General features: G+C 63.4%; 21 protein-coding genes. 12 read left to right on the forward strand and 9 right to left on the reverse strand.

Annotated features, from left to right (window positions below):
* The first annotated feature begins 63 nt into the window (after nt 1-63).
* Nucleotides 64-693 (forward strand): hypothetical protein, encoded by a 630-nt coding sequence (locus CHB99_RS04395; RefSeq protein ID WP_052419367.1) that lies wholly within the window; start codon nt 64-66, stop codon nt 691-693.
* Here CHB99_RS04395 and CHB99_RS04400 read toward each other — a convergent pair.
* Entirely contained in the window at nt 674-1,603 is a 930-nt protein-coding gene (locus CHB99_RS04400; protein ID WP_042121600.1) for a LysR substrate-binding domain-containing protein, read from the reverse strand. The two genes, CHB99_RS04395 and CHB99_RS04400, sit on opposite strands and share 20 nt — an antisense overlap.
* 182 nt (nt 1,604-1,785) lie before the next feature.
* On the opposite strand from CHB99_RS04400, the gene aspA reads away from it, so the two are divergent.
* The 5 genes from aspA (at nt 1,786) to CHB99_RS04425 (ending at nt 7,810) form a co-directional block, all read left to right on the forward strand.
* Nucleotides 1,786-3,210 (forward strand): aspartate ammonia-lyase, encoded by a 1,425-nt coding sequence (gene aspA / locus CHB99_RS04405; protein ID WP_042121601.1) that lies wholly within the window; start codon nt 1,786-1,788, stop codon nt 3,208-3,210.
* A 187-nt stretch (nt 3,211-3,397) separates the two neighbouring features.
* Nucleotides 3,398-4,393 carry an asparaginase gene (locus CHB99_RS04410; RefSeq protein WP_042121602.1) on the forward strand — a complete coding sequence of 332 codons (996 nt, stop codon included), beginning with the start codon at nt 3,398-3,400 and terminating at the stop codon, nt 4,391-4,393.
* 51 nt (nt 4,394-4,444) lie between these two features.
* Nucleotides 4,445-5,437, forward strand: a complete 993-nt coding sequence (locus CHB99_RS04415) for an AraC family transcriptional regulator (RefSeq protein ID WP_042121603.1) — start codon at nt 4,445-4,447, stop codon at nt 5,435-5,437.
* 226 nt (nt 5,438-5,663) lie between these two features.
* Entirely contained in the window at nt 5,664-6,710 is a 1,047-nt protein-coding gene (locus CHB99_RS04420) for a histone deacetylase family protein (protein ID WP_042121604.1), read from the forward strand.
* Nucleotides 6,707-7,810, forward strand: a complete 1,104-nt coding sequence (locus CHB99_RS04425; protein WP_042121605.1) for a polyamine ABC transporter substrate-binding protein — start codon at nt 6,707-6,709, stop codon at nt 7,808-7,810. Before CHB99_RS04420 ends, CHB99_RS04425 begins: the two co-directional genes overlap by 4 nt.
* 23 nt (nt 7,811-7,833) lie before the next feature.
* On the opposite strand, the gene pdxR is transcribed toward CHB99_RS04425, so the two are convergent.
* Nucleotides 7,834-9,372, reverse strand: coding sequence for a MocR-like pyridoxine biosynthesis transcription factor PdxR (pdxR, locus tag CHB99_RS04430; RefSeq protein ID WP_042121697.1), 1,539 nt, complete (start codon nt 9,370-9,372; stop codon nt 7,834-7,836).
* 93 nt (nt 9,373-9,465) lie between these two features.
* Here pdxR and CHB99_RS04435 point away from each other — a divergent pair, with 93 nt between their 5' ends.
* From CHB99_RS04435 to CHB99_RS04445, 3 genes are read left to right on the forward strand one after another with little or no spacing between them, the layout of a single operon-like run.
* Nucleotides 9,466-10,095 (forward strand): FMN-binding negative transcriptional regulator, encoded by a 630-nt coding sequence (locus CHB99_RS04435; RefSeq protein ID WP_042121606.1) that lies wholly within the window; start codon nt 9,466-9,468, stop codon nt 10,093-10,095.
* A gap of 13 nt (nt 10,096-10,108) precedes the next feature.
* Nucleotides 10,109-10,567: a GNAT family N-acetyltransferase gene (locus tag CHB99_RS04440; protein WP_042121607.1), complete on the forward strand. Its 459-nt coding sequence runs from the start codon at nt 10,109-10,111 to the stop codon at nt 10,565-10,567.
* Complete coding sequence (locus CHB99_RS04445) at nt 10,564-11,235, forward strand: GNAT family N-acetyltransferase (RefSeq protein ID WP_042121608.1); 672 nt, start codon at nt 10,564-10,566, stop codon at nt 11,233-11,235. The genes CHB99_RS04440 and CHB99_RS04445 overlap by 4 nt, the downstream gene beginning before the upstream one ends.
* Before the next feature lie 42 nt (nt 11,236-11,277).
* Here the strand turns inward: CHB99_RS04445 and CHB99_RS04450 are convergent, their stop codons facing one another.
* On the reverse strand, nt 11,278-12,177 hold the full coding sequence (locus tag CHB99_RS04450) for a homocysteine S-methyltransferase family protein (protein WP_042121609.1): 900 nt from the start codon (nt 12,175-12,177) through the stop codon (nt 11,278-11,280).
* 105 nt (nt 12,178-12,282) lie between these two features.
* On the opposite strand from CHB99_RS04450, the gene CHB99_RS04455 reads away from it, so the two are divergent.
* Nucleotides 12,283-13,104 carry an ABC transporter substrate-binding protein gene (locus CHB99_RS04455; protein ID WP_042121610.1) on the forward strand — a complete coding sequence of 274 codons (822 nt, stop codon included), beginning with the start codon at nt 12,283-12,285 and terminating at the stop codon, nt 13,102-13,104.
* Nucleotides 13,101-13,922: an amino acid ABC transporter permease gene (locus CHB99_RS04460; RefSeq protein WP_042121611.1), complete on the forward strand. Its 822-nt coding sequence runs from the start codon at nt 13,101-13,103 to the stop codon at nt 13,920-13,922. The genes CHB99_RS04455 and CHB99_RS04460 overlap by 4 nt, the downstream gene beginning before the upstream one ends.
* Before the next feature lie 155 nt (nt 13,923-14,077).
* Here the strand turns inward: CHB99_RS04460 and CHB99_RS04465 are convergent, their stop codons facing one another.
* The 4 genes from CHB99_RS04465 to CHB99_RS04480 all read right to left on the reverse strand — a co-directional run bounded on the left by CHB99_RS04465 (nt 14,078) and on the right by CHB99_RS04480 (nt 19,109).
* Nucleotides 14,078-14,356, reverse strand: coding sequence for a helix-turn-helix domain-containing protein (locus CHB99_RS04465; RefSeq protein WP_042121612.1), 279 nt, complete (start codon nt 14,354-14,356; stop codon nt 14,078-14,080).
* Nucleotides 14,353-15,678, reverse strand: coding sequence for a type II toxin-antitoxin system HipA family toxin (locus tag CHB99_RS04470; RefSeq protein ID WP_042121613.1), 1,326 nt, complete (start codon nt 15,676-15,678; stop codon nt 14,353-14,355). The genes CHB99_RS04465 and CHB99_RS04470 overlap by 4 nt, the downstream gene beginning before the upstream one ends.
* A 196-nt stretch (nt 15,679-15,874) precedes the next feature.
* Nucleotides 15,875-17,683 (reverse strand): sodium-extruding oxaloacetate decarboxylase subunit alpha, encoded by a 1,809-nt coding sequence (gene oadA, locus CHB99_RS04475; protein WP_042121614.1) that lies wholly within the window; start codon nt 17,681-17,683, stop codon nt 15,875-15,877.
* 10 nt (nt 17,684-17,693) lie between these two features.
* Nucleotides 17,694-19,109 (reverse strand): acetyl-CoA carboxylase biotin carboxylase subunit, encoded by a 1,416-nt coding sequence (locus tag CHB99_RS04480; protein ID WP_009402468.1) that lies wholly within the window; start codon nt 19,107-19,109, stop codon nt 17,694-17,696.
* Nucleotides 19,110-19,298: 189 nt separating this feature from the next.
* On the opposite strand from CHB99_RS04480, the gene CHB99_RS04485 reads away from it, so the two are divergent.
* On the forward strand, nt 19,299-20,261 hold the full coding sequence (locus CHB99_RS04485; protein WP_042121615.1) for a LysR family transcriptional regulator: 963 nt from the start codon (nt 19,299-19,301) through the stop codon (nt 20,259-20,261).
* Here CHB99_RS04485 and CHB99_RS04490 read toward each other — a convergent pair.
* Both CHB99_RS04490 and hexR read right to left on the reverse strand, forming a co-directional pair.
* Nucleotides 20,203-20,421: a PA3496 family putative envelope integrity protein gene (locus tag CHB99_RS04490; protein WP_084702508.1), complete on the reverse strand. Its 219-nt coding sequence runs from the start codon at nt 20,419-20,421 to the stop codon at nt 20,203-20,205. The genes CHB99_RS04485 and CHB99_RS04490 overlap by 59 nt on opposite strands.
* Before the next feature lie 214 nt (nt 20,422-20,635).
* The gene (hexR, locus tag CHB99_RS04495; protein ID WP_042121616.1) at nt 20,636-21,502 is read right to left on the reverse strand and encodes a transcriptional regulator HexR; all 867 of its coding nucleotides are present in this window, start codon (nt 21,500-21,502) and stop codon (nt 20,636-20,638) included.
* Between the last annotated feature and the right edge of the window lie 55 nt (nt 21,503-21,557).

The following is a 21,557-nucleotide window of genomic DNA, read 5'->3' on the forward strand; positions in this document are numbered from 1 at the left end:
TGCTCTGGGACCGGGCTCGGGGGCTACTGTCAGCCACCCTACCCACACGTCAAGGACGATCTCATGCGCAAACACCTTCGTACCACGCTGCCGCTGGCCATCGCCGCGCTGTTCCACACCACCTTCGTCGGCGCCGACCATCGCGGCCTGACCGTCTGGGTATTTCCCCACGATGAGCTGGCGGAACTGTCCAATGAACAATTGACGGCGGATTACTTCGACGACTGGCTGAACGAGATGCGCCAGATCGCCAACATCCCCATCGAGCTGCGCTTCAGACGCCAGGCACCCGGCCTGACCGACCTCGACTACCGCGGCATGGACGGCCTGAGCGTGCTGTCCACATGGGCGGACGCCAGCGGCGCCTGGCGCCGCCAGCAGAACAGCCCCGGCGGCATGAGCCGCTATCTGCTGCTGGTCCGCGACCCGCTGGACGACAGCGGCACCACGCTAGGCCTGGCGCACCAGACCGGCAGCGCCGCCATCGCCTCGATCCGCTCCTATGCCACCCCGGGCCACGAACTGGGCCACACCCTCAGCGCCACTCACGAGGCTTCCGAAGTGCTGTTCAACGGCTGGTTCTGCGAAACCTACATGTTCCCGACCCGCCTCAGTGTCCGCTCCAACTGCTACCGCTACTCGCAGACCAACCGCGAACACATCGCCACTTACCTCAAGCGCCTGCAGCATTGATCGTGCCCGCGTCCTGCCGTCCCGACTCCAGCTTGCGCCACAACAAACGCACATTCGCCTTGCGCACCAGCGCGCAACGGTACAGGCGGATCTCCAGTGGCACATGCCACTGGGGCCCGCCACACACCACCAACTCGCCCCGCTCCAGCTCGGCGCGCGCCGACAAGCGTGGCACCCAAGCAATGCCCAGGCCTTCCAGGGCCATGCTTTTCAGGCTGTCGGCCATGGCGGTTTCATAGACAGTGGTGAAACGCAGGTTGCGCTGACGCAACAGCAGGTTCACCGAGCGTCCGAGAAACGCGCCGGCACTGTAGGCCAGCAACGGCACGCTGCCCTCGCCCTCCAGATCGAACAACGGTTTACCGTCGGCACTCGCGGCACACACCGGGAGCATTTCGGTATGGCCCAGATGCAGCGACGGGAAAATCTCCGCATCCATCTGCAGCGCGGCATCCGGGTCATAGAACGCCAGCATCAGATCGCAGCCGCCTTCACGCAACGCATGCACCGCATCGCCGACGTTGGTCGCCACCAGGCGAGTGGCGATGTTCAGGCCGTCGTTGCGCAGCTGGGCGATCCAGCGGGGAAAGAAGCCGAGGGCCAGGGAGTGTGCCGCGGCGACCTGGATCACCTCACCCTGCCCACCTTCAAGATGATGTAAATGGCGGAGAACTTCGCTCAACTGGTCGACAACGGTACGGGCGGTGACGAGGAACAACTGCCCCGCCGCGGTCAGTTCGATGGGCGTGCGCGAGCGGTTGACCAGGGTCAGTCCGAGTGCCGCTTCCAGGCTGCGGATACGCCGGCTGAAGGCCGGCTGGGTGACGAAGCGGCGCTCGGCGGCCTGGGAAAAACTGCGGGTCGCGGCCAGCGCGCTGAAATCTTCCAGCCATTTGCTTTCAAGGTTCATCGGAATCTCTCCAAAAGCGCGCACCAAAATGGCACACGCTCGAATGCGCAAGAACGTCACATGGGACGTTATGCCGTTTGTGCATAGGTTAGCGTGCAACAGCATTGGCCGCAAAACGGCTTCCGCCCCTACGATTGGCGACATTCCGGCACATGCCGGGTTATTTCGAGATGATACTCATCATGTCCGCTGCTGCATCGTTCCGCGTTGAAAAAGACCTGCTTGGCACCCTGGAAGTCCCTGCCGATGCCTACTACGGCATCCAGACCCTGCGCGCCGCCAACAACTTCCACCTCTCCGGTGTTCCGCTGTCGCACTACCCGAAGCTGGTCGTGGCCCTGGCCATGGTCAAGCAGGCCGCTGCCGACGCCAACCGTGAGCTGGGTCACCTGAGCGATGCCAAGCACGCCGCCATCAGCGAGGCCTGTGCCCGCCTGATCCGCGGTGACTTCCACGAGCAGTTCGTGGTGGACATGATCCAGGGCGGTGCTGGTACCTCTACCAACATGAACGCCAACGAAGTGATCGCCAACATCGCGCTGGAGGCCATGGGCCACCAGAAAGGCGAGTACAAGCACCTGCACCCGAACAACGACGTGAACATGGCGCAGTCGACCAACGACGCCTACCCGACCGCGATCCGCCTGGGTCTGCTGCTGGGTCACGACGCCCTGCTGGCCAGCCTCGACAGCCTGATCCAGGCGTTCGCTGCCAAGGGTGAAGAATTCAGCCACGTACTGAAGATGGGTCGTACCCAGCTGCAGGACGCGGTCCCGATGACCCTGGGCCAGGAATTCCGTGCCTTCGCCACCACCCTGACCGAAGACCTGAACCGCCTGCGCACCCTGGCGCCGGAAGTACTGACCGAAGTCAACCTGGGCGGTACCGCCATCGGCACCGGCATCAACGCCGACCCGGGCTACCAGGCCCTGGCCGTGCAGCGTCTGGCGACCATCAGCGGCCAGCCGCTGGTTCCGGCCGCCGACCTGATCGAAGCCACCTCGGACATGGGCGCCTTCGTCCTGTTCTCCGGCATGCTCAAGCGTACCGCGGTCAAACTGTCGAAGATCTGCAACGACCTGCGCCTGCTGTCCAGCGGCCCGCGCACCGGCATCAACGAGATCAACCTGCCAGCGCGTCAGCCAGGCAGCTCGATCATGCCAGGCAAGGTCAACCCGGTTATCCCGGAAGCCGTCAACCAGGTGGCCTTCGCGATCATGGGCAACGACCTCGCCCTGACCATCGCCGCCGAAGGCGGCCAGCTGCAGCTGAACGTCATGGAACCGCTGATCGCCTACAAGATCTTCGACTCCATCCGTCTGCTGCAGCGCGCCATGGACATGCTCCGCGAGCACTGCATCGTCGGCATCACCGCCAACGAACAGCGCTGCCGTGAACTGGTCGAACACTCGATCGGCCTGGTCACCGCCCTGAACCCTTACATCGGCTACGAAAACGCCACCCGTATCGCCCGCATTGCCCTGGAAAGCGGCCGCGGTGTACTGGAACTGGTGCGCGAGGAAGGCCTGCTGGACGAAGCGATGCTCAACGACATCCTGCGTCCGGAAAACATGATCGCTCCGCGTCTGGTTCCGCTGAAGGCGTAACCCCACGCAACAACCGTCTCACCAGGTCGAGGGACTAGACACCTCTCACCTTTCGAGGGCCCAGGCTTACACCCGGGCCCTTTTTTTATGCTCGCGAAACACCTCGCTACGCGAATCGTCTTACAGCCTTTCTCCGGATGTCGTACTGTGCCCGGCTACGAACAAGACCGACCATGGAGAATGGCGCATGACTTCGGCGTCCCCCCGCCCCGCCCGCAGCATCATGGTGCTGTATACCGGCGGCACCATCGGCATGCAGACCGGTGCCAATGGCCTGACCCCCGCTTCCGGCTTCGAGCAGCGCATGCGCGCCGGGTTATCCACAAGGACCGACCTGGCCCCCTGGCGCTTTCGCGAGATGGCACCGCTGATCGACAGCGCCAACATGACTCCGCAGTACTGGTTGCGCCTGCGCACGGCGATCAGCGAAGCGGTGGATGCCGGCTGCGACGCGGTGCTGGTCCTGCACGGTACCGATACCCTGGCCTACAGCGCGGCGGCCATGAGCTTCCAGTTGCTCGGGCTGGATGCGCCCGTGCTGTTCACCGGTTCGATGCTGCCGGCGGGTGCGGACGACAGTGATGCCTGGGAAAACCTCACCGGCGCGCTGCAAGCGCTGACCGCGGGGCAACCGGCCGGCGTGCAATTGTTCTTCCACGGCGAACTGCTGCCACCACACCGTACCGCCAAGGTCCGCAGCTTCGGCCGCCATCCCTTCATCGCCCTGCAGCGCAACGCTGCGGCGAGCGAAACGCCCGCGCGACTGGCCGCACTGGACTATCGCCAATCACGCCAGGCTGTGGATATCGCCGTGTTGCCGCTGGTCCCGGGCTTTTCCGCCGATCTGTTGCGGGCAGTTATCCACAGCGGTGCGCAGGGTCTGCTCCTGGAATGCTTCGGCAGCGGCACCGGGCCCAGTGACGATGCGGACTTCCTTGCCGCGCTCGAACAAGCGCATTCGCGCGACATCGTGGTCGTGGCGATCACCCAATGTCACGAAGGTGGCGTCGAACTGGATATCTACGAAGCCGGCAGCCGCCTGCGCCAGGCCGGTGTGCTGTCCGGTGGCGGCATGACCCGGGAAGCCGCGCTGGGCAAACTGCAGTTGTTGCTCGGCAGCGCCCTGCCGGTCGAGGAGGTGCGCCGCCTGGTCGAAGTGGACCTGGCCGGCGAGCTGCGCTGAAGGCATGCAATTTGCTCGCTTCCCGCACAGCCCATCAGCCTGGTATCGAGCATGCTGCACTCTCACCTGACTACCCTGCACGCGGTTTCCCTGGTCCTGCAGACCTTTCAGGATCAGGGACTGGCCGACGATGCACTGCTGCAGGGCAGTGGCATCCGCACGGCCGACCTGGGCCGCGCCGATTCGCGCATCACCACCCGCCAGGAGATGCAGGTGTGCGCCAACGCGGTGGCCCGGCGACGCGACATCGGCCTGGAACTGGGCCGGCGCATGCACGTTTCGTCCTACGGCATGCTCGGCTATGCCCTGCTCTCCAGTGCCACCTTAGGTGACGCTTTGCATCTGGCACTGCGCTACCCCGCGCTGCTGGGAACACTTTTCCGCCTGCGCCTGATCGAGGACGGCGAGCGGATCTGGTTCAGCGCCAGCGATTACCGCGAAGAACCGCAGTTGGCGGCGTTCAACGCCGAGTTCTGCCTGGTCTCGCTGAAAGTCATCTGCGACGACCTGCTGGGCCGTCCGCTGCCACTGCTGAGCGCGCGCTTCGCCCATGCCGAGCCGGACTACCACCCCAAGTACGGCGAGACCTTCACCTGCCCGTTGCATTTCGATACCGACGACAACGCCTTCGCCTTCGACCGCGCCTGGCTGGAGCAGCCGTTGCCCCTCGCCGACCTGGTGACGCATCGGGCGATGGGCGAGCGCTGCCGGCAATTGAATCTGGAGTTCACCGGGCGCCAGGCCTGGCTGGGCAAGATCCGCCAGGCACTCGCCGACCAACTGGATACACCGCCGGGGCTGGAAGGCCTGGCGCGACAGATGAACTGCTCGTCGCGAACCCTGCGCCGGCACCTGAGCGAAATGGGTAGCAGCTATCAGCAACTCCTCGACGAGCTACGCTTCGAGCGGGCCAAGCAGTTGCTCGCCGAAGGGCGGATGCCGATCTACCGGATCGCCGAGGCCCTGGGGTTCAGCGAGACGGCCAGTTTCCGCCATGCGTTCATGCGCTGGAGTGGCGTGGCTCCGAGCCATTCCAGGGCCTGACCCTGGGCCTGCTTCGCAGGCCTTCGCGAGCAAGCTCGCTCCCACAGTGGAAGCCATGCATCAATTGATCCTTGCTCGCGAAGGGCCGCAAAGCGGCCCGACAAGATGAATGGATCCGGTCACCCGCCCTGGCCATTTCGATCCCCTTTTGGCCGTTTGCGCCGTTCTGCTTCACCGCGTCGCCCCGCACCATTCGGGAAGTACGCCAGTGATAGGGAGAACAACAATGCTGACGATCTATTCCGATGACCACCGCCTGCACCACGGCCGCTGCGAGCTGATCGACGGCCAGCTCATGCCCTGCTTCGAGATGCCGTCCCGCGCCGATCATGTGCTGCAACGGGTCAAGGCCCGCAATATCGGGCCTGTCAGCGGCCCCACCGATTTCGGCCGCGAGCCCCTGCGGCGGGTGCACAGTGCCGACTACCTGAACTTCTTCGAAGGTGCCTGGGCCCGCTGGGCCGAGCTGGGGCGTGATGGCGACCTGCTGCCGTTCACCTGGCCAGCGCGGACCCTGCGCCGGGTCAAGCCCACCAGCCTGCTCGGCGAACTGGGCTACTACAGCTTCGACGCCGGCGCACCGATCACCGCCGGCACCTGGCAGGCCGCCTACAGCGCGGCGCAAGTCGCGCTCACTGCCCAGGCGGCGATCCAGGCCGGCGCCCACAGCGCCTTCGCCCTCTGCCGCCCGCCGGGACATCACGCCGCCAGCGACGTGATGGGCGGCTACTGCTACCTGAACAACGCCGCCATCGCCGCCCAGGCATTTCTCGACCATGGCCACCAGCGCGTGGCCATCCTCGATGTCGACTACCACCACGGCAACGGCACCCAGGAGATCTTCTACCGACGCAGCGACGTGTTCTTCGCCTCGATCCACGGCGATCCACAGGCGGAATTCCCGTTCTTCCTCGGTTATGCCGACGAACAGGGCGAGGGCCCCGGCGAGGGCTGTAACGTCAACTACCCGCTGCCCGCCGGCAGCGACTGGGCCACCTGGAGCAATGCCCTCGACCAGGCGTGCCAGCGGATCGACGCCTACGCACCGGACGTGCTGGTCATTTCCCTGGGGGTGGACACCTTCAAGGACGATCCGATCTCCCAGTTCAAGCTCGACAGCCCCGATTACCTGGCCATGGGCGAGCGTATCGCGCGCCTGGGCAAGCCGACCCTGTTCGTGATGGAGGGTGGCTATGCGGTGGAAGAAATCGGCATCAATGCCGTGAACGTTCTCGAAGGTTTCGAACGCGCTCAACAGGAAGCCCAGGCATGACTCGACTCAAGCGACTGCTCGCCCCCCTGCTGTGTACCACCCTGCTCGCCGGTAGCCTCCAGGCCGCCGCCGAGCAACGTACCTTGCGGGTCTACAACTGGTTCGACTACATCACCCCGCAGACCCTGACCGACTTCCAGAAGGACGGCCAGGTCAAGCTGATCTACGACATCTTCGACACCAACGAGGCCCTGGAAGCCAAGCTGCTCACCGGCAATTCCGGCTACGACGTGGTGGTGCCGTCCAACGTGTTCCTGGCCAAGCAGATCGAAGCGGGCGTGTTCCAGCCGCTGGATCGCAGCAAGCTGCCCAACTGGCAGCACCTCGATCCGGCGCTGATGAAGCTGATCGAGGCCAACGACCCGGGCAACAAGTTCGCCGTGCCATACATGTATGGCACCGTGCTGATCGGCTTCAACCCGGCCAAGGTCAAGGCCGCCCTGGGCGATGACGCACCGGTGGACAGCTGGGACCTGATCTTCAAGGAAGAGAACATCGCCAAGCTCAAGCAATGCGGCGTGGCGCTGCTCGATTCACCGTCGGAAATCATGCCGCTGGCCCTGCAGTACCTGGGCTTGCCGCCGAACAGCGACAAGCCGGCGGACTACAAGAAGGCCGAGGAACTGATGCTGAAGATCCGGCCGCACATCACCTATTTCCATTCGTCCAAGTACATGGCCGACATCGCCAATGGCGACATCTGCGTGGCGGTGGGCTACTCCGGCAGCTTCTCGCAGGCGGCCAACCGTGCCATCGAGGCGAAGAACGGTGTGGTGGTGGACATGCGCCTGCCGAAGGAAGGCGCACCAATCTGGTTCGACATGCTGGCGATTCCGAAAGGCGCGGCCAACCCGGACGATGCCCATGCGTTCATCAACTACCTGCTGCAACCGCAAGTGATCGCGCCGATCAGCGACTTCGTCGGCTATCCGAACCCGAACAAGGACGCCACCGAGAAGGTCGCCCCGGCAATCCGCAACAACCCCAACCTGTACCCGACGGCGGAGGCGATGACCAAGCTGTATACCCTGCAGCCGCTGAATCGCGAGGGCGAACGGGCACGGACGCGTGCCTGGACCAAGATCAAGGCGGGGACCTGACGGCTTGGCTTGCCCGCGAAAACCTACGGGGTGCCGCCGCCCCAGGCTGTTCGCAGGCGCCGCAAGGCGTCTGCGATGCCGGCCTCGCCAACGGCGGCAAACCCCAACACCAGTCCCGCCGTCTTATCCACAGCCCGCTCCGGCTCACAGAACCAGTAATCACCCAGCCCGTTCAGCTCCACCCCCACTTCCAGAGCCCTCTCCACCAGCCAACGCTCCCGCTCGAAGTTATCCACATCCACTTTGACATGCAGGCCGGCGACCATCTCGGGCAATCCTCCCACCCCGGGGATATCCACAGGCCATCCGGCCAGCAAGGCATTGCGCCGTAGCAGCGCCGCGCGGCGCATACGGCGGATGTGCCGCTGGAAATGCCCCTGGGCCATGAACTGCGCCATCACCGCCTGCGTACCCACCTCCGAATGCCGCACCATCAGCGCCCGGCAGCGGGAAAACGGCTGCACCAGTTGCCGCGGCAGCACCAGGTAGCCCAGGCGCAGCCCCGGAAACGCCACCTTGCTGAAGGTGCCGACATACAACACCCGTCCGCTGCGATCCAACGCCGCCAGAGGCGCCAACGGCGCACCGCTGTAACGGTACTCACCGTCATAGTCGTCCTCGACGATCCAGCCCTGGTTGCGCTCGGCCCAGGCCAGTAACTCGAGACGCCGGGCCAGGCTCATCACCACGCCGGTGGGGTATTGATGGGACGGCGTGACATAGGCCATGCGGCAGTCGCCCAACCGGGAAAGCGCGGCGCAATCCAGCCCGTCGTTATCCACAGCGACGCCATGCACTGCCGCTCCGGTCAGAGCGAAGGCACAGGCTGCCGCACGATAGCCCGGGTTTTCCACAGCCACCCCGGCCCCGGGCTCCAACAGCAACTGTGCACAAAGGCTGATGGCCTGCTGTGCACCACTGGTGATCACAATTTGTTCAGGCGTGCAGGAAAGTCCCCGCGATCGTCGCAGGTAGGCCGCGATGAGTTCCCGAAGCAGCGGTTCCCCCGCCGGGTCGCCATAGCCCAGTGTCGCCATTTCGGGGTTTCGCCAGAAACCCGCCTGCAGCTTGGCCCAGACCTCGAACGGGAACAGGTCGTAAGCCGGTACGCCGACGCGAAAAGCCCGCGGCGGACCGCTTCTTGGCGTAGGCAAATGATGGTTTTCCAGACGAAAAAGCGCGGTGGTGTGGATAACTTTACTGGACGAATCACCAGTATTTTCTGCCGAAATTGTGGATAACCCTGTAGATAAACCCCGGGATAACCCTGTGGATACTTTTGTGGACAATTTTGGCAGCTGGCTGACGTACGTCCCGTCACCGACCCGGCTTTCGATGAAACCCTCGGCATACAACTGGTCGTAGGCGCGCACCACGCTGTTGCGCGAAAGACCAAGGATCGCCGCCATGTCCCGGCTCGCAGGCAAGCGCGTGCCACTGCCGAGGCGCCCGTCCAGCACCCGTGCTCGCAACGCCTGGTACAGCTGGCGACTCAGGCCCTGGCGGCGGTCCAGGACGATGCCGGAAGGATCGAAAAGCAGGGAAACAGACGATTCGACCATGATCAATGGACCCATGAAATTTGCATGAAATGGCTCTTACCATGAACCAATAGCCTGCCTAGGATTGATCCCACTCGCCAAGGGATTTTTTCCATGTACACACCCAGCGCTTTCAAAGACGACGACCTGCAACACCAGCTCGAACATATCGCCAACACCCGCCTGGCGGTGCTGATCAGCAATGGCGAGCACGGCCTGCAGGCCTCCCACGTACCGCTGCTGCTGGACCCGCATGCCGGTCCCAAGGGCACCCTGTACGGCCATGTAGCCCGCGGCAACCCGCAGTGGCGCGACCTGGAAAGCGCTGCCGAAGTGCTGCTGGTGTTCCCCGGAGCCGACGCCTACGTCAGCCCCGGCTACTATCCGAGCAAAGCGCAAGACCCGCGCACCGTGCCGACCTGGAACTATGTCGCGGTACACGCCTGGGGCACCCCGCACGTTATCCACAACCCGGAACCTCTGCTGGATATCGTCCGGCGCCTGAGCGACCAGCATGAACAGGGCCGCGCCCGGCCCTGGTCGGTGGACGACGCACCGGCCGATTACCTGCAAGGCATGCTCAAGGCCATCGTCGGTTTCGCCGTGCCCATCGAGCGCCTGCAATGCAACCGCAAGCTGAGCCAGAACCGCTCGGCCATCGATCACGAAGGTGTGCGCAGCGGTCTTGCCGCCAGCGCCGACCTGCTGGACAACAACCTCGCTGCCTTGATGCAGCAACCCTGAAGGAACGCATCACATGCCTACCGTAGAGATTCGTCCAGTCACCGCCGCCGACCACGCCGCCTGGCTGCCCCTGTGGCAGGCCTACCTGCGCTTCTATGAAACCGAATTGCCCGACGCGGTGAGTGCCGAGACCTGGAAGCGCTTTCTCGACCCCGCGGAAACCACCAATTCCGCCCTGGCCTGGGTCGATGGCAAGGCGCTGGGCATGGTCAACTGGATCTTCCACCGCACCAACTGGGCTGTGGAAAACGCCTGCTACCTGCAGGACCTGTACGTCGACGGTGACCAGCGCGGCCTGGGCATCGGCCGCAAGCTGATCGAACACGTCTACGCCGCCGCCAGCGCGGCCAACTGCTGCAAGGTCCACTGGCTGACCCACGAAACCAACGCCACCGCCATCACCTTGTACGAGAAGGTCGCCGAGCGTCCCGGCTTCATCCAGTTCCGCAAACCGATGGAGGGGCACTCATGAGCAGCCATCTCAACTGGAAACCCGCCCGCGAACCGCAGGCCGAGCCGCTGAACGGGCGCTTCATTCGCCTGGAAAAACTCGATCCCGCCCGGCACGGCGACGATCTCTGGGAAGTGCTCCAGGGCCCGAACGCCGACGCCAGCTTGTGGGACTACCTGCCTTATGGGCCTTTCACCGAGCGCGAGCCCTTCGACCGCTGGCTGCGGGACAACGCCAACGGCCGCGACCCGCTGTTCTACAGCGTCATCGACCGGGTCAGTGGCCAGGTCCAGGGGATTCTCAGCCTGATGTCCATCGTGGCCGCCCATGGCCGTATCGAAGTCGGTCATATCGCCTTCGGCGCCGCCATGCAGCGCACGCCCAAGGGCACCGAGGCGGTGTACCTGCTGGGCAAGCTGGCCTTCGAACTGGGCAACCGTCGTTTCGAATGGAAGTGCAACAACGCCAACGCCCGTTCGCGGCGGGCCGCGGAGCGCTTCGGCTTCACCTTCGAGGGGGTGTTCCGCCAGCACATGGTGGTCAAGGACCAGAACCGCGACACCGCCTGGTATTCGATCACCGATGACGAGTGGCCGGCGGTGGCGGCCGCTTTCGAGCGCTGGCTGAGCGAGGAGAACCAGCAGCCTGGGGGGCAGGTCAGGACGCTGGAGGATTGCCGCAAGGGCTAGCGAGTCGTTGCTGATGGGGCCGTTGCGCGGCCCCAAATCAGGTTACTTCAGGCTCTGAGCCAAGAGCGCGATATGCTCGGGTCCAATCCCGCAGCAACCGCCCAGCAGACTGGCGCCGCGCTTGCGCCAATCCTGCACCCAGTGCAGGTAACCCGGCGGATCGAGGTCTTCGCGCAGCTCATCGAGACCATCATTGGCCGTGGCATCCTTCGGCTGCGGCGGGAAGGCATTGGCATAAGCGCCAACCGGGATATCCGCACCCAGGCGCTGGAAAGTCGCCAACGCGGCATCGATGGCGTCACCGATCACTTCCGGCTGGCTGCAGTTGAACAGCAGGGTCTGCACACCCAGCGCCGCCAGTGCTTCGGCCGCGTCCACCACCGGCTCGCCCGAACGCAGGCGCGGCACGTCATCGACGTCCTCGTCCTGCAGAGTGAACGACACCCAGAACGGCTTGCCGTCCTGCGGCAGCCCGGCACGGATCGCGCGGACCTCGGCAACCGCGCTCTGGGTTTCCGCCAGCCACAGGTCGACATGTTCGGCCAGGCCTTCCACCAGCGGGTTCAACACGTCGCCAACGCGCTCGGCCTGGAACAGGTCGGGGCGATAGGAGCCGAACAGCGGCGGCAGGGAACCGGCAACCCGCACCTTCTGCGGTCCGGCATCCGCCGCGGTACGTGCCAGTTGCCCCGCGGTGCCGGCCAGGGCGCGGCCTTCGGCCTTGAAGCGTTCCTCGCCAATATGGAACGGCACCACCGCATAGCTGTTGCTGGTGATCACCTGGGCACCGGCTTCGATATAAGCACGGTGCACCGCCACCACCGCTTCCGGCGCCTCGCTCAACGCGAGCGCCGACCACTCCGGCTGGCGGAACGGCGCGCCACGGCGCTGCAGTTCCCGGCCCATGCCGCCATCGAGAATGACCAACGACTTTTCGCCCATATAACACTCGCTTCTATGAATAGAAATAAAACGTATTAGTGCCGATATATTTATAACTATTTAATACCTGACACGTTCTGTCTTACAACTTTTCCGGTGATTCCCATGCAATTTTCCTCCCTGTTGGGCGCGGGCCTGCTGGCCTTGACCGCTGCCACCCAAGCCTTCGCCGGCGCCACCCTGGACCGTGTGGAATCCCGCAAGGAACTGGTCAACGTGCTGATGGAAAGTTATCCACCGTTTTCCTTCCTCAATGAGCAGAACCAGTTGGACGGCTTCGACGTCGACGTGGCCAAGGCCGTTGCCGACAAGCTGGGCGTGAAGCTGCGCCTGGAAACCCCATCGTGGGACGTGATCGCCGCTGGCCGCTGGAGCGGGCGCTACGACATCTGCATCTGCTCCATGACCCCGAGCAGGGCCCGCGCCGAGGTCTTCGACTTCCCGGTGGAGTACTACGCCTCGCCAGCGGTGATCGTGGTCAACGCCAAGGACGAGCGCATCCACTCGGCCAAGGACCTGGACGGCCTGAAGGTCGGCCTGACCGCCGCATCCAGCTACGAGAGCTACCTGAACAAGAACCTGGTGATCGAAGGGGCCGAGGACACGAAGATCGAGTACCCGTTCGACGCCGTGCAGATCGCCCCGTACGACACCGACAACGTCGCCTTCCAGGACCTCGGCCTGGGCGCCGGCAAGCGCCTGGATGCCATCCTCACCAACCTGGTCACCGCCCAGCCGCGCCTGAATCAGAACCAGCGCTTCAAGCTGGCCGGCGCGCCGCTGTATGAAGAGCCGAACTCGGTAGCGATCGAGAAAGGCGATGCCGAGTGGGACGCCAAGGTTCGCGAAGTCTTCGCCCAGCTGAAGGCCGATGGCACCCTGGCCAGGCTGTCGAACAAATGGATCGGCGCCGACATCAGTAAATGAGTGCTCACGAACCCTCGCCAAAGCCCGCCGCCTCGCGCGCGGGCCTGCCGCTACCGGGCTTCCGGACGCGGCTGTACCTGACCTGGCTGATCCTGCTGCTGGTGTTTGTCGGCTTCTTCCTGAGTTTTGATCTGAAGTTTTCGATCATCATCGAGAAGTTTCCAAACCTGGCCGGCTTCAAGCTGGGCCCGAACGGCTTCCTCCAGGGTGCGGCGCTGACCCTGTTCCTCTGCCTGTGCTCGATGGTCTGCTCGGTGGCGCTGGGCTTTGCCGCTGCCCTGGCGCGCTTGTCGAGCAGCGCGGTGCTGCTGGGCGTCGCGAGTTTCTACACCTCGTTCTTCCGCGGCACGCCGCTGCTGATCCAGATCCTCCTGATCTACCTCGGTTTGCCGCAGATCGGCCTGGTGCCCGGCGCGATCAGCGCGGGGATCATCGCCCTGTCGCTGAACTATGGCGCCTACCTCAGCGAAATCTTCCGCGCCGGCATCCTCGGCGTCGCCCAGGGCCAACGCCAGGCGGCACTGGCCCTGGGCATGCGCCCGGCGACCATCTTCTGGCACATCACCCTGCCCCAGGCCATGCGCACCATCATTCCGCCGGGGGCGAACCAGTTCATTTCGATGCTGAAGGACTCGTCGCTGATTTCGGTGATGGGGGTGTGGGAAGTGATGTTCCTGGCCCAGTCGTACGGGCGGTCGACCTATCGGTACCTGGAGATGCTGACGACGGCGGCGCTGATCTACTGGCTGCTGTCGGTTGCCCTGGAGTTGGTGCAGGCGCGGCTGGAGAAGCATTACGGGAAGGGCTTCCAGCGCTAGAACACGCTACCGCGCATTCTTCGCAGGAGCGTGGCTTGTCGTGCGACGAACCACCGCGAAGGAACGCGCAGCGGTCCCCAATAGCGGTGAGGTCCGGGACCGCTTCGCGGTCCTTTCGCAGGCTAGCCAGCTCCTACGGGGGCGCGAGCCCGGTGTTACTTTGGCCTGTCAGGCCGCCGCAGAACCCCCATCTGCAAGCCAAACGGCCGGAATACCGCATTCAGCGAATTGAGCGTCGGATTGCCCTCACCCTGCTCGATCTGGATCAGGGTGCGTACCGAAATCCTGCACATCTTCGCGAACTGGGTCTGCTGCAGCTTCGCCACTTCCGTGCGCAACTTGCGCACCGCGGCACCCAGTTCCAGAGACCCGTCGGCGATGCCCTGGAGGACGCTTTCGATCAACAAAGCGCGAATCTCGATCGAAACCGTCATAGCAATCCCCAGCCCTTCATACGTTGTTCCAGATTCTTCAAAGCGATGGCCGGGTGGCTCATGACCGTCTCCGGCAATCCCGAGTCGACCAGCAGATCCGGCAATGCCATCAGCGCGCGTGCGTCATGGCGCAAGCGCTCGAATACCTGTTGCGGATCGACCAGCGGTTCCAGCAAGCGGCAGGCCGCGAGCCAGTCGACCTCTCCACCACGCTCCACGGGCGAGGCCCACTTCGTCGTCCGCGTGATGCCCTCGGCATCCATGACCATGGGTGCCAGGTCGTAGATAGGCGCCAGCCGCAGCTTGTCGCCACTGCGGATGATCGCGGTGTTGCGGCCATGGTTGTCGGAATTGCCGAGGATCTTGTTGATCAGGTCGCGCCGCAGATACTCAGCCACCAGGTCTGGCACCTGGTCCTTCTGCCCGGCTCTTATCCACAAGCTGGCGAGTGCCTCGATGACTTCCAGATGGTCCATCTGGCTGCCTGGCTCGGTTACTCCTGTCAGCGAGTACACCGATTCCACCGCTAGTCGTTCGACGCCGCTGGCGCCTGTTTTCCGGTCGAATCTTTTCAGCCACAGGCTCGGTTTTGCGGCCTCCTTCAACCCCTGTTCAGCCGTCTCCACCGTGTCGATGCCCAGTTGACGCAGCGCCTTGTAGTAAAGGTACTCGGCACGCAGGATGGTCTGGTCATCGGCCAATGCCTGATTGCGGGCAAATTTCACGAACCAGTGGCAAGTGGCCTGGCCGTCATCCAGCACGGCGTCCGGATAGAGCAACCCTTCCCGCCCTTCAGTCAGCAGCAGCTTCGGCGCCTCCCCGCCCGCGCCGGTCGCACCGCCGATGGCCGCTCCCTGTTCATAGGCGTATTCGAGAAAGCGCTGGTCGCGGGTCACGACATCGTCGACGCTGAAGCCCATCGGGGCCGAAGTATCCAGTACCTCCACCGATTCCTTGATACGCAGGTTACCGATGGGCGCGGGCGCGCTTCGCGTCAGCAGGAAAATGTCATCCGATACCCCTTCCGGTTTCTCCCGGACCATGTGCCTGAGCAGGAAGCGTCTGGCGGCGCCGGAAGGCGCGATGTCGTGCAGGAAGGCTGGAGCCTTGTTCGATCGATGGCTATCGAAATCCACCGGCAGATTGACACTGACCGCCTTCTCGAAGGTGCTCTGGTAGGCCTCGAGGTTGCTCCTTACGTAGCCAGAAACATAGGCGTACTGGCAGGGACCGAGAAACCCGTTTTCAGGCTGGGCGAAGTTCAAGGTCATGGCGTCCTGCCACTTTCCTTGCGCATAAAGTTGGAGGGTCAACGGATACATGGCGGGCTCGGAAAACTGAAATCACCTATCTGCAATATAGTGCAAATTTTCGAGCTAAACACACCACTAATCTGCATTTAAATACAGATTTAAACCGAATCTCATTAAAAAAGTGCACTTAAATGCAGATTCACAAATAAAAAAAGGGGAGCAATTCGCTCCCCATGAGGTTAACCGTTTACCGCCGAGGGCTGTCTCAGCCCTCGATCTCGATCAGGATTTCGCCCGGGTTGACGCGGTCGCCCTTGGCGATGTGGATGGCGACAACCTTGCCGGCGATCGGCGATTGCACTTCGGTTTCCATCTTCATCGCTTCGGTGATCAGCACGGCCTGGCCCGCCTTGACGGTGTCGCCTTCCTTGACCAGGACATCGACGATGTTGCCCGGCATGGTGGTGCTGATATGACCCGGCGCAGTGGCCTGCTTGCGCTTGCTGCCGCCACCGCCGACGAACTCGTTGAGCGGCTCGAACACCACTTCTTCCGGCATGCCGTCGATGGACAGGTAGAAGTGACGCTTGCCTTCGGCCTTGACGCCGACACCAGTGATGTCGACGCGGTAGGTCTCACCGTGGACGTCGATGACGAACTCGGTCGGTACGCCTTCACCGCCGGCCGAGGCCACGGCGCCAGCTTCCGGAATCGGCAGCAGGACTTCAGGGGTCAGGGTGCCGGCCTCGCGCTCTTCGAGGAACTTGCGCCCGATATCCGGGAACATGGCGAAGGTCAGCACGTCTTCCTCGGATTTCGCCAGGCTGCCGATATCGCCACGCAGCTTGGTCATTTCCGGCTTGAGCAGATCGGCCGGACGCACGTCGATCACTTCTTCGCTGCCGATGGCCTGACGCCGCAGTTGCTCGTTGACCACGCCCGGCGCCTTGCCGTAACCGCCTTGCAGGTACAGCTTCACTTCGTTGGTGATGGTCTTGTAGCGCTCACCGGCGAGCACGTTGAAGAAGGCCTGGGTGCCGACGATCTGCGAGGTCGGGGTGACCAGCGGCGGGAAGCCGAGGTCTTCGCGGACCCGCGGGATTTCCGCCAGCACTTCGTTCATGCGGTTCAGCGCGCCCTGCTCTTTGAGCTGGTTGGCCAGGTTGGAGATCATGCCGCCTGGCACCTGGTTGACCTGGACGCGGGTATCCACCGAGGTGAACTCGCTTTCGAACTGGTGGTACTTCTTGCGCACGGCGTAGAAGTACAGACCGATTTCCTGCAGCAGTTCCAGATCAAGGCCGGTGTCGAACTCGCTGCCCTTGAGCGCGGCGACCATCGACTCGGTACCCGGGTGGCTGGTGCCCCAGGCGAAGCTGGAGATCGCGGTGTCGATATGGTCGGCGCCGTTCTCGACCGCCTTGAGCTGGCACATGGCGGCCAGGCCGGCGGTGTCGTGGGAGTGGATGAACACCGGCAGCGACTGCTCGGCTTTCAGCGCCTTGACCAGTTCGCCCGTGGCGAACGGGGTCAGCAGGCCGGCCATGTCCTTGATCGCGACCGAGTCGCAACCCATGGCTTCCATCTGCTTGGCCTGGGCGACGAAGGCGTCGATGGTGTGCACCGGGCTGGTGGTGTAGGCGATGGTGCCCTGGGCATGCTTGCCGGCAGCCTTCACCGCTTCGATGGCAACCCGCAGGTTACGCACGTCGTTCATCGCGTCGAAGATGCGGAACACGTCGATGCCGTTGACCGCGGCCTTGGCGACGAAGGCCTTGACCACGTCATCGCTGTAGTGACGGTAGCCGAGCAGGTTCTGGCCGCGCAGAAGCATCTGCAGACGGGTGTTGGGCAGCGCGGCGCGCAGTTTGCGCAGACGCTCCCACGGGTCTTCCTTGAGGAAGCGCACGCAGGCGTCGAAGGTCGCACCGCCCCAGACTTCCAGCGACCAGTAGCCGACTTTGTCGAGCTTGTCGCAGATCGGCAGCATGTCTTCGGTGCGCATGCGGGTGGCCAGCAGGGACTGGTGGGCGTCGCGCAGGATCGTGTCGGTTACGAAAATTTTCTTGGACATTATGGGTTCCTCACAGGCCTGCATGCGCGGCGATGGCGGCGGCGATAGCCAGCGCCAGCTCTTCGGGTTTGCGCTTGATCGAGTAGTTGGTCAGTTCCGGATGGCTTTCCACGAAGCTGGTGTTGAACTGGCCGCTGCGGAATTCCGGATTGCGCAGGATTTCCTGGTAGTACGCGGCGGTGGTCTTCACCCCTTGCACGCGCATGTCGTCCAGGGCGCGCAGGCCGCGGTCCATGGCTTCTTCCCAGGTCAGCGCCCAGACCACCAGTTTCAGGCACATGGAGTCGTAGAACGGTGGAATGGTGTAGCCGGTGTAGATCGCCGTGTCGGTACGCACGCCGGGGCCGCCGGGAGCGTAGTAACGGGTGATCTTGCCGAAGCTCGGCAGGAAGTTGTTCTTCGGATCCTCGGCGTTGATCCGGAACTGCAGGGCGAAACCACGGTGCTGGATGTCTTCCTGCTTGACCGACAGGGGCAGGCCCGAGGCAATGCGGATCTGCTCGCGAACGATGTCGATGCCGGTGATTTCCTCGGTGATGGTGTGTTCCACCTGCACCCGGGTGTTCATTTCCATGAAGTACACCTCGCCCTCGGCGAGCAGGAACTCCACGGTACCGGCGTTTTCATAGCCGACCGCCTTGGCCGCGCGTACCGCCAGGTCGCCGATGTAGGCGCGCTGTTCCGGGGTGAGCTGCGGGCTCGGGGCGATCTCGATGAGCTTCTGGTTGCGGCGCTGGATCGAGCAGTCACGCTCGAACAGGTGCACCACGTTGCCGAAGCTGTCACCAATGATCTGGGCTTCGATGTGCTTGGGGTTGACGATGCATTTTTCCAGGAAGACTTCCGCCGAGCCGAAGGCCTTGGTCGCTTCGGAAATCACCCGCGGGAAGGCCTGCTCCAGCTCTTCGCGACTGTTGCAACGACGAATGCCGCGGCCGCCACCGCCGGACGTGGCCTTGAGCATCACCGGATAACCGATGCGGTCGCCTTCGTTCAGCGCTTCGTGGATGTCGGCGACGTTGCCTTCGGTGCCGGGGGTGACCGGTACGCCAGCCTTGATCATGCTGCGGCGGGCTTCGGTCTTGTCGCCCATGCGACGAATGACTTCAGCGGCCGGACCGATGAACTTGATCCCGCGTTCGGCGCAGATATCTGCAAGTTCAGCGTTTTCCGAGAGGAAACCGTAACCCGGATGCAGAGCATCGCAACCGGTTTCCACAGCCAGGTTGACCAGCTTGCGCGGGTTCAGGTAGCCGGCCAGGGGCTCGGCACCGATGCTGTGGGCCTCGTCGGCGCGCTTGACGTGCAGGGCGTGACGGTCGGCGTCGGAATAGATCGCCACGGAGCGAATGCCCATCTCGGCGCAGGCCCGCACGATCCGAACTGCGATCTCACCCCTGTTGGCGATCAGGATTTTTTTTATCACTGGAGTCTTCCCAAAGCCGCTGGACAAACGACCCGCCACTGCGGGTCGGCGCGTGACCAGAATCAACTGGCCAGTCGTGCAATCACCCTAGCGCCGTGCGTGAATAAACAAAAATCAATAATTATTAGGGGCTCTATTAGCAATTGCTTATAGTGCGGTAACAAAGTTTTTCAGAGAGCTGGGGATAACGTGCGTAAGTCATTGATGCGTATGACATTGCGTCAATTGCAGATCTTCAATGAGGTGTGCGATTTGCGCTCTTACAGCCGCGCCGCGGAGGAAATGGCGCTGACACAACCCGCCGTTAGTCTACAGATTCGCCAGCTCGAAGAGCTGGTGGGGCAGCCACTGTTCGAGTACGTCGGCAAGAAACTCTACCTCACCGAGGCCGCCGAAGCCTTGCAGCGCGCCAGCCGGGACATTTTCGGGCGCCTGGAAAGCCTCGACATGCAGCTCTCGGACATGCAGGGCTCGTTGCAGGGCCAGTTGAAGCTGGCCGTGGAGTCCAGCGCCAAGTATTTCGTGCCACACCTGTTCGCGGCGTTCAAGAAGCTGCACCCGGAGGTCAACCTGACCCTGACCGTGGTCAACCGTGCCCAGGCCATTCGCCGTCTTTCCGACAACCGCGACGACCTGATCATCATGTCGATGGTCCCCCAGGACATGGGCCTGGAGTTCCTGCCGTTCCTCAACAACCCCATCGTCGCCGTCGCCCCGCCGGATCATCCGCTGTGCCGGATGGAGCGCCTGCGCCTGCAGGACCTGGAACCGCATACCCTGCTGATCCGCGAGCAGGGCTCGGGCACGCGCAAGGCCTGCGAGGAATACTTCAAGGAGAAGCGCGTGCACTTCACTCAGACCCTGGAAGTCACCTCGGCCGACGCTCAGCGCGAATGCGTCATTGCCGGTCTTGGTATCGCCCTGCTGACCCGCCACGCGTTGAATCTGGAACTGGCCACCGGGGTGTTGCGCGAGCTGCCGGTGGAGGAATTGCCGTTGTATCGAAGCTGGTGCGTGGTGCAGTCCAAGGCCAAGCGGCAGTCGCCGGTGGCCTTGGCGTTCCTTGCGTTCATCCGCAGCGAACGTGTGCAGATCAGCGGGCTGGTTGAGCGCTTCTCCGGGATTCTGCCGCCGACACCTGCCATACGTTGAAGTCTTTCAGGTCGGGGAAGTCGGCGATGTCCTGGAGCAGGCGGCGCTGTTCGGAATAGCTTTCGATCGCGCGGCGGAATTCCATGCGACGCTGGTCCTTTTCCTGCTGCTTGCGGGATTTGGCGCTGGGTTGATACGAGCCATCGAGTTCACGAGCCATTGCATATCTCCCTGATCGAGTGCGGGAGTTTCAGACTGAAGCGGCAAGTTGACGGTTTGACGGCTGGAGGGTGACAGGGGTGTGAATCGTGATGGCTGGTTGCTTGCTGCGCCCCCCGTAGGAGCTGGCTTGCCTGCGAAAGGATCCTGGGGACCGCTACGCGGTCCTTTCGCAGGCAAGCCAGCTCCTACGGGGAATCGCGGACAGCCAGAAATTACTCGTCGACGTTCTTCAGCGACTTCGGCGACAAACGCAGGCTGCGCAGACTGCGCTTCACGCTCTTCAGGTGATTGACCAGGCTCGGCCCGCGGGCCATGGCTACGCCCATCGCCAGCACGTCGATCACCACCAGGTGGGCGATACGCGAGGTCAGCGGGGTGTAGATTTCGGTGTCTTCATGCACGTCGATGGCCAGGTTGACCGTCGACAACTCGGCCAATGGGGTCTGGCTCGGGCACAGGGTGATGAGGTTGGCGCCACTCTCACGGACGATGTTCGCAGTGATCAGCAGATCCTTGGAACGACCGGACTGGGAAATGCACACCGCCACGTCGCCGGGCTTGAGGGTCACCGCCGACATCGCCTGCATGTGCGGGTCGGAGTAGGCCGCGGCACTCAGCAGCAGGCGGAAGAACTTGTGCTGGGCATCCGCCGCCACCGCGCCGGACGCACCGAAACCGTAGAACTCGACGCGCTGGGCCTGGGCCATGGCGGTCACGGCGCGCTGCAGGGCCTGGGGATCGAGGTGCTCGCGCACTTCCATCAGGGTGTGCAGGGTGGTGTCGAAGATCTTCAGGCTGTAGTCGGCGACCGAGTCGTCTTCATGAATCGCGAACTGCCCGAAGCTGGCACCGGCGGCCAGGCTCTGCGCCAGCTTCAGTTTCAGGTCCTGGAAGCCCGAGCAGCCGATGGCCCGGCAGAAACGCACGATGGTCGGCTCGCTGATGCCAACGCTGTGCGCCAGGTCGGCCATGGAGCTATGCATGACCGCCGCGGGGTCAAGCAATACGTGGTCGGCAACCTTGAGCTCCGACTTGCGTAGCAGATGCCGCGACTGGGCGATGTGTTGCAACAGATTCAATGGCGGGACTCGGTTATGATCGGCTGGCCGGTTGTAGCAATCTTGTAGTTATACT

Origin of the sequence: Pseudomonas japonica, assembly GCF_900188455.1 — a bacterium.
In the GTDB taxonomy this organism is placed as follows: Bacteria; Pseudomonadota; Gammaproteobacteria; order Pseudomonadales; family Pseudomonadaceae; genus Aquipseudomonas; species Aquipseudomonas japonica.

Coding starts and splice junctions, on each gene's coding strand:
- CHB99_RS04395 (WP_052419367.1), top strand. CDS start 64: ATGCGCAAACACCTTCGTACCACGCTGCCGCTGGCCATCGCCGCGCTG.
- CHB99_RS04400 (WP_042121600.1), bottom strand. CDS start 1,603: ATGAACCTTGAAAGCAAATGGCTGGAAGATTTCAGCGCGCTGGCCGCG.
- aspA (WP_042121601.1), top strand. CDS start 1,786: ATGTCCGCTGCTGCATCGTTCCGCGTTGAAAAAGACCTGCTTGGCACC.
- CHB99_RS04410 (WP_042121602.1), top strand. CDS start 3,398: ATGACTTCGGCGTCCCCCCGCCCCGCCCGCAGCATCATGGTGCTGTAT.
- CHB99_RS04415 (WP_042121603.1), top strand. CDS start 4,445: ATGCTGCACTCTCACCTGACTACCCTGCACGCGGTTTCCCTGGTCCTG.
- CHB99_RS04420 (WP_042121604.1), top strand. CDS start 5,664: ATGCTGACGATCTATTCCGATGACCACCGCCTGCACCACGGCCGCTGC.
- CHB99_RS04425 (WP_042121605.1), top strand. CDS start 6,707: ATGACTCGACTCAAGCGACTGCTCGCCCCCCTGCTGTGTACCACCCTG.
- pdxR (WP_042121697.1), bottom strand. CDS start 9,372: ATGGTCGAATCGTCTGTTTCCCTGCTTTTCGATCCTTCCGGCATCGTC.
- CHB99_RS04435 (WP_042121606.1), top strand. CDS start 9,466: ATGTACACACCCAGCGCTTTCAAAGACGACGACCTGCAACACCAGCTC.
- CHB99_RS04440 (WP_042121607.1), top strand. CDS start 10,109: ATGCCTACCGTAGAGATTCGTCCAGTCACCGCCGCCGACCACGCCGCC.
- CHB99_RS04445 (WP_042121608.1), top strand. CDS start 10,564: ATGAGCAGCCATCTCAACTGGAAACCCGCCCGCGAACCGCAGGCCGAG.
- CHB99_RS04450 (WP_042121609.1), bottom strand. CDS start 12,177: ATGGGCGAAAAGTCGTTGGTCATTCTCGATGGCGGCATGGGCCGGGAA.
- CHB99_RS04455 (WP_042121610.1), top strand. CDS start 12,283: ATGCAATTTTCCTCCCTGTTGGGCGCGGGCCTGCTGGCCTTGACCGCT.
- CHB99_RS04460 (WP_042121611.1), top strand. CDS start 13,101: ATGAGTGCTCACGAACCCTCGCCAAAGCCCGCCGCCTCGCGCGCGGGC.
- CHB99_RS04465 (WP_042121612.1), bottom strand. CDS start 14,356: ATGACGGTTTCGATCGAGATTCGCGCTTTGTTGATCGAAAGCGTCCTC.
- CHB99_RS04470 (WP_042121613.1), bottom strand. CDS start 15,678: ATGTATCCGTTGACCCTCCAACTTTATGCGCAAGGAAAGTGGCAGGAC.
- oadA (WP_042121614.1), bottom strand. CDS start 17,683: ATGTCCAAGAAAATTTTCGTAACCGACACGATCCTGCGCGACGCCCAC.
- CHB99_RS04490 (WP_084702508.1), bottom strand. CDS start 20,421: ATGGCTCGTGAACTCGATGGCTCGTATCAACCCAGCGCCAAATCCCGC.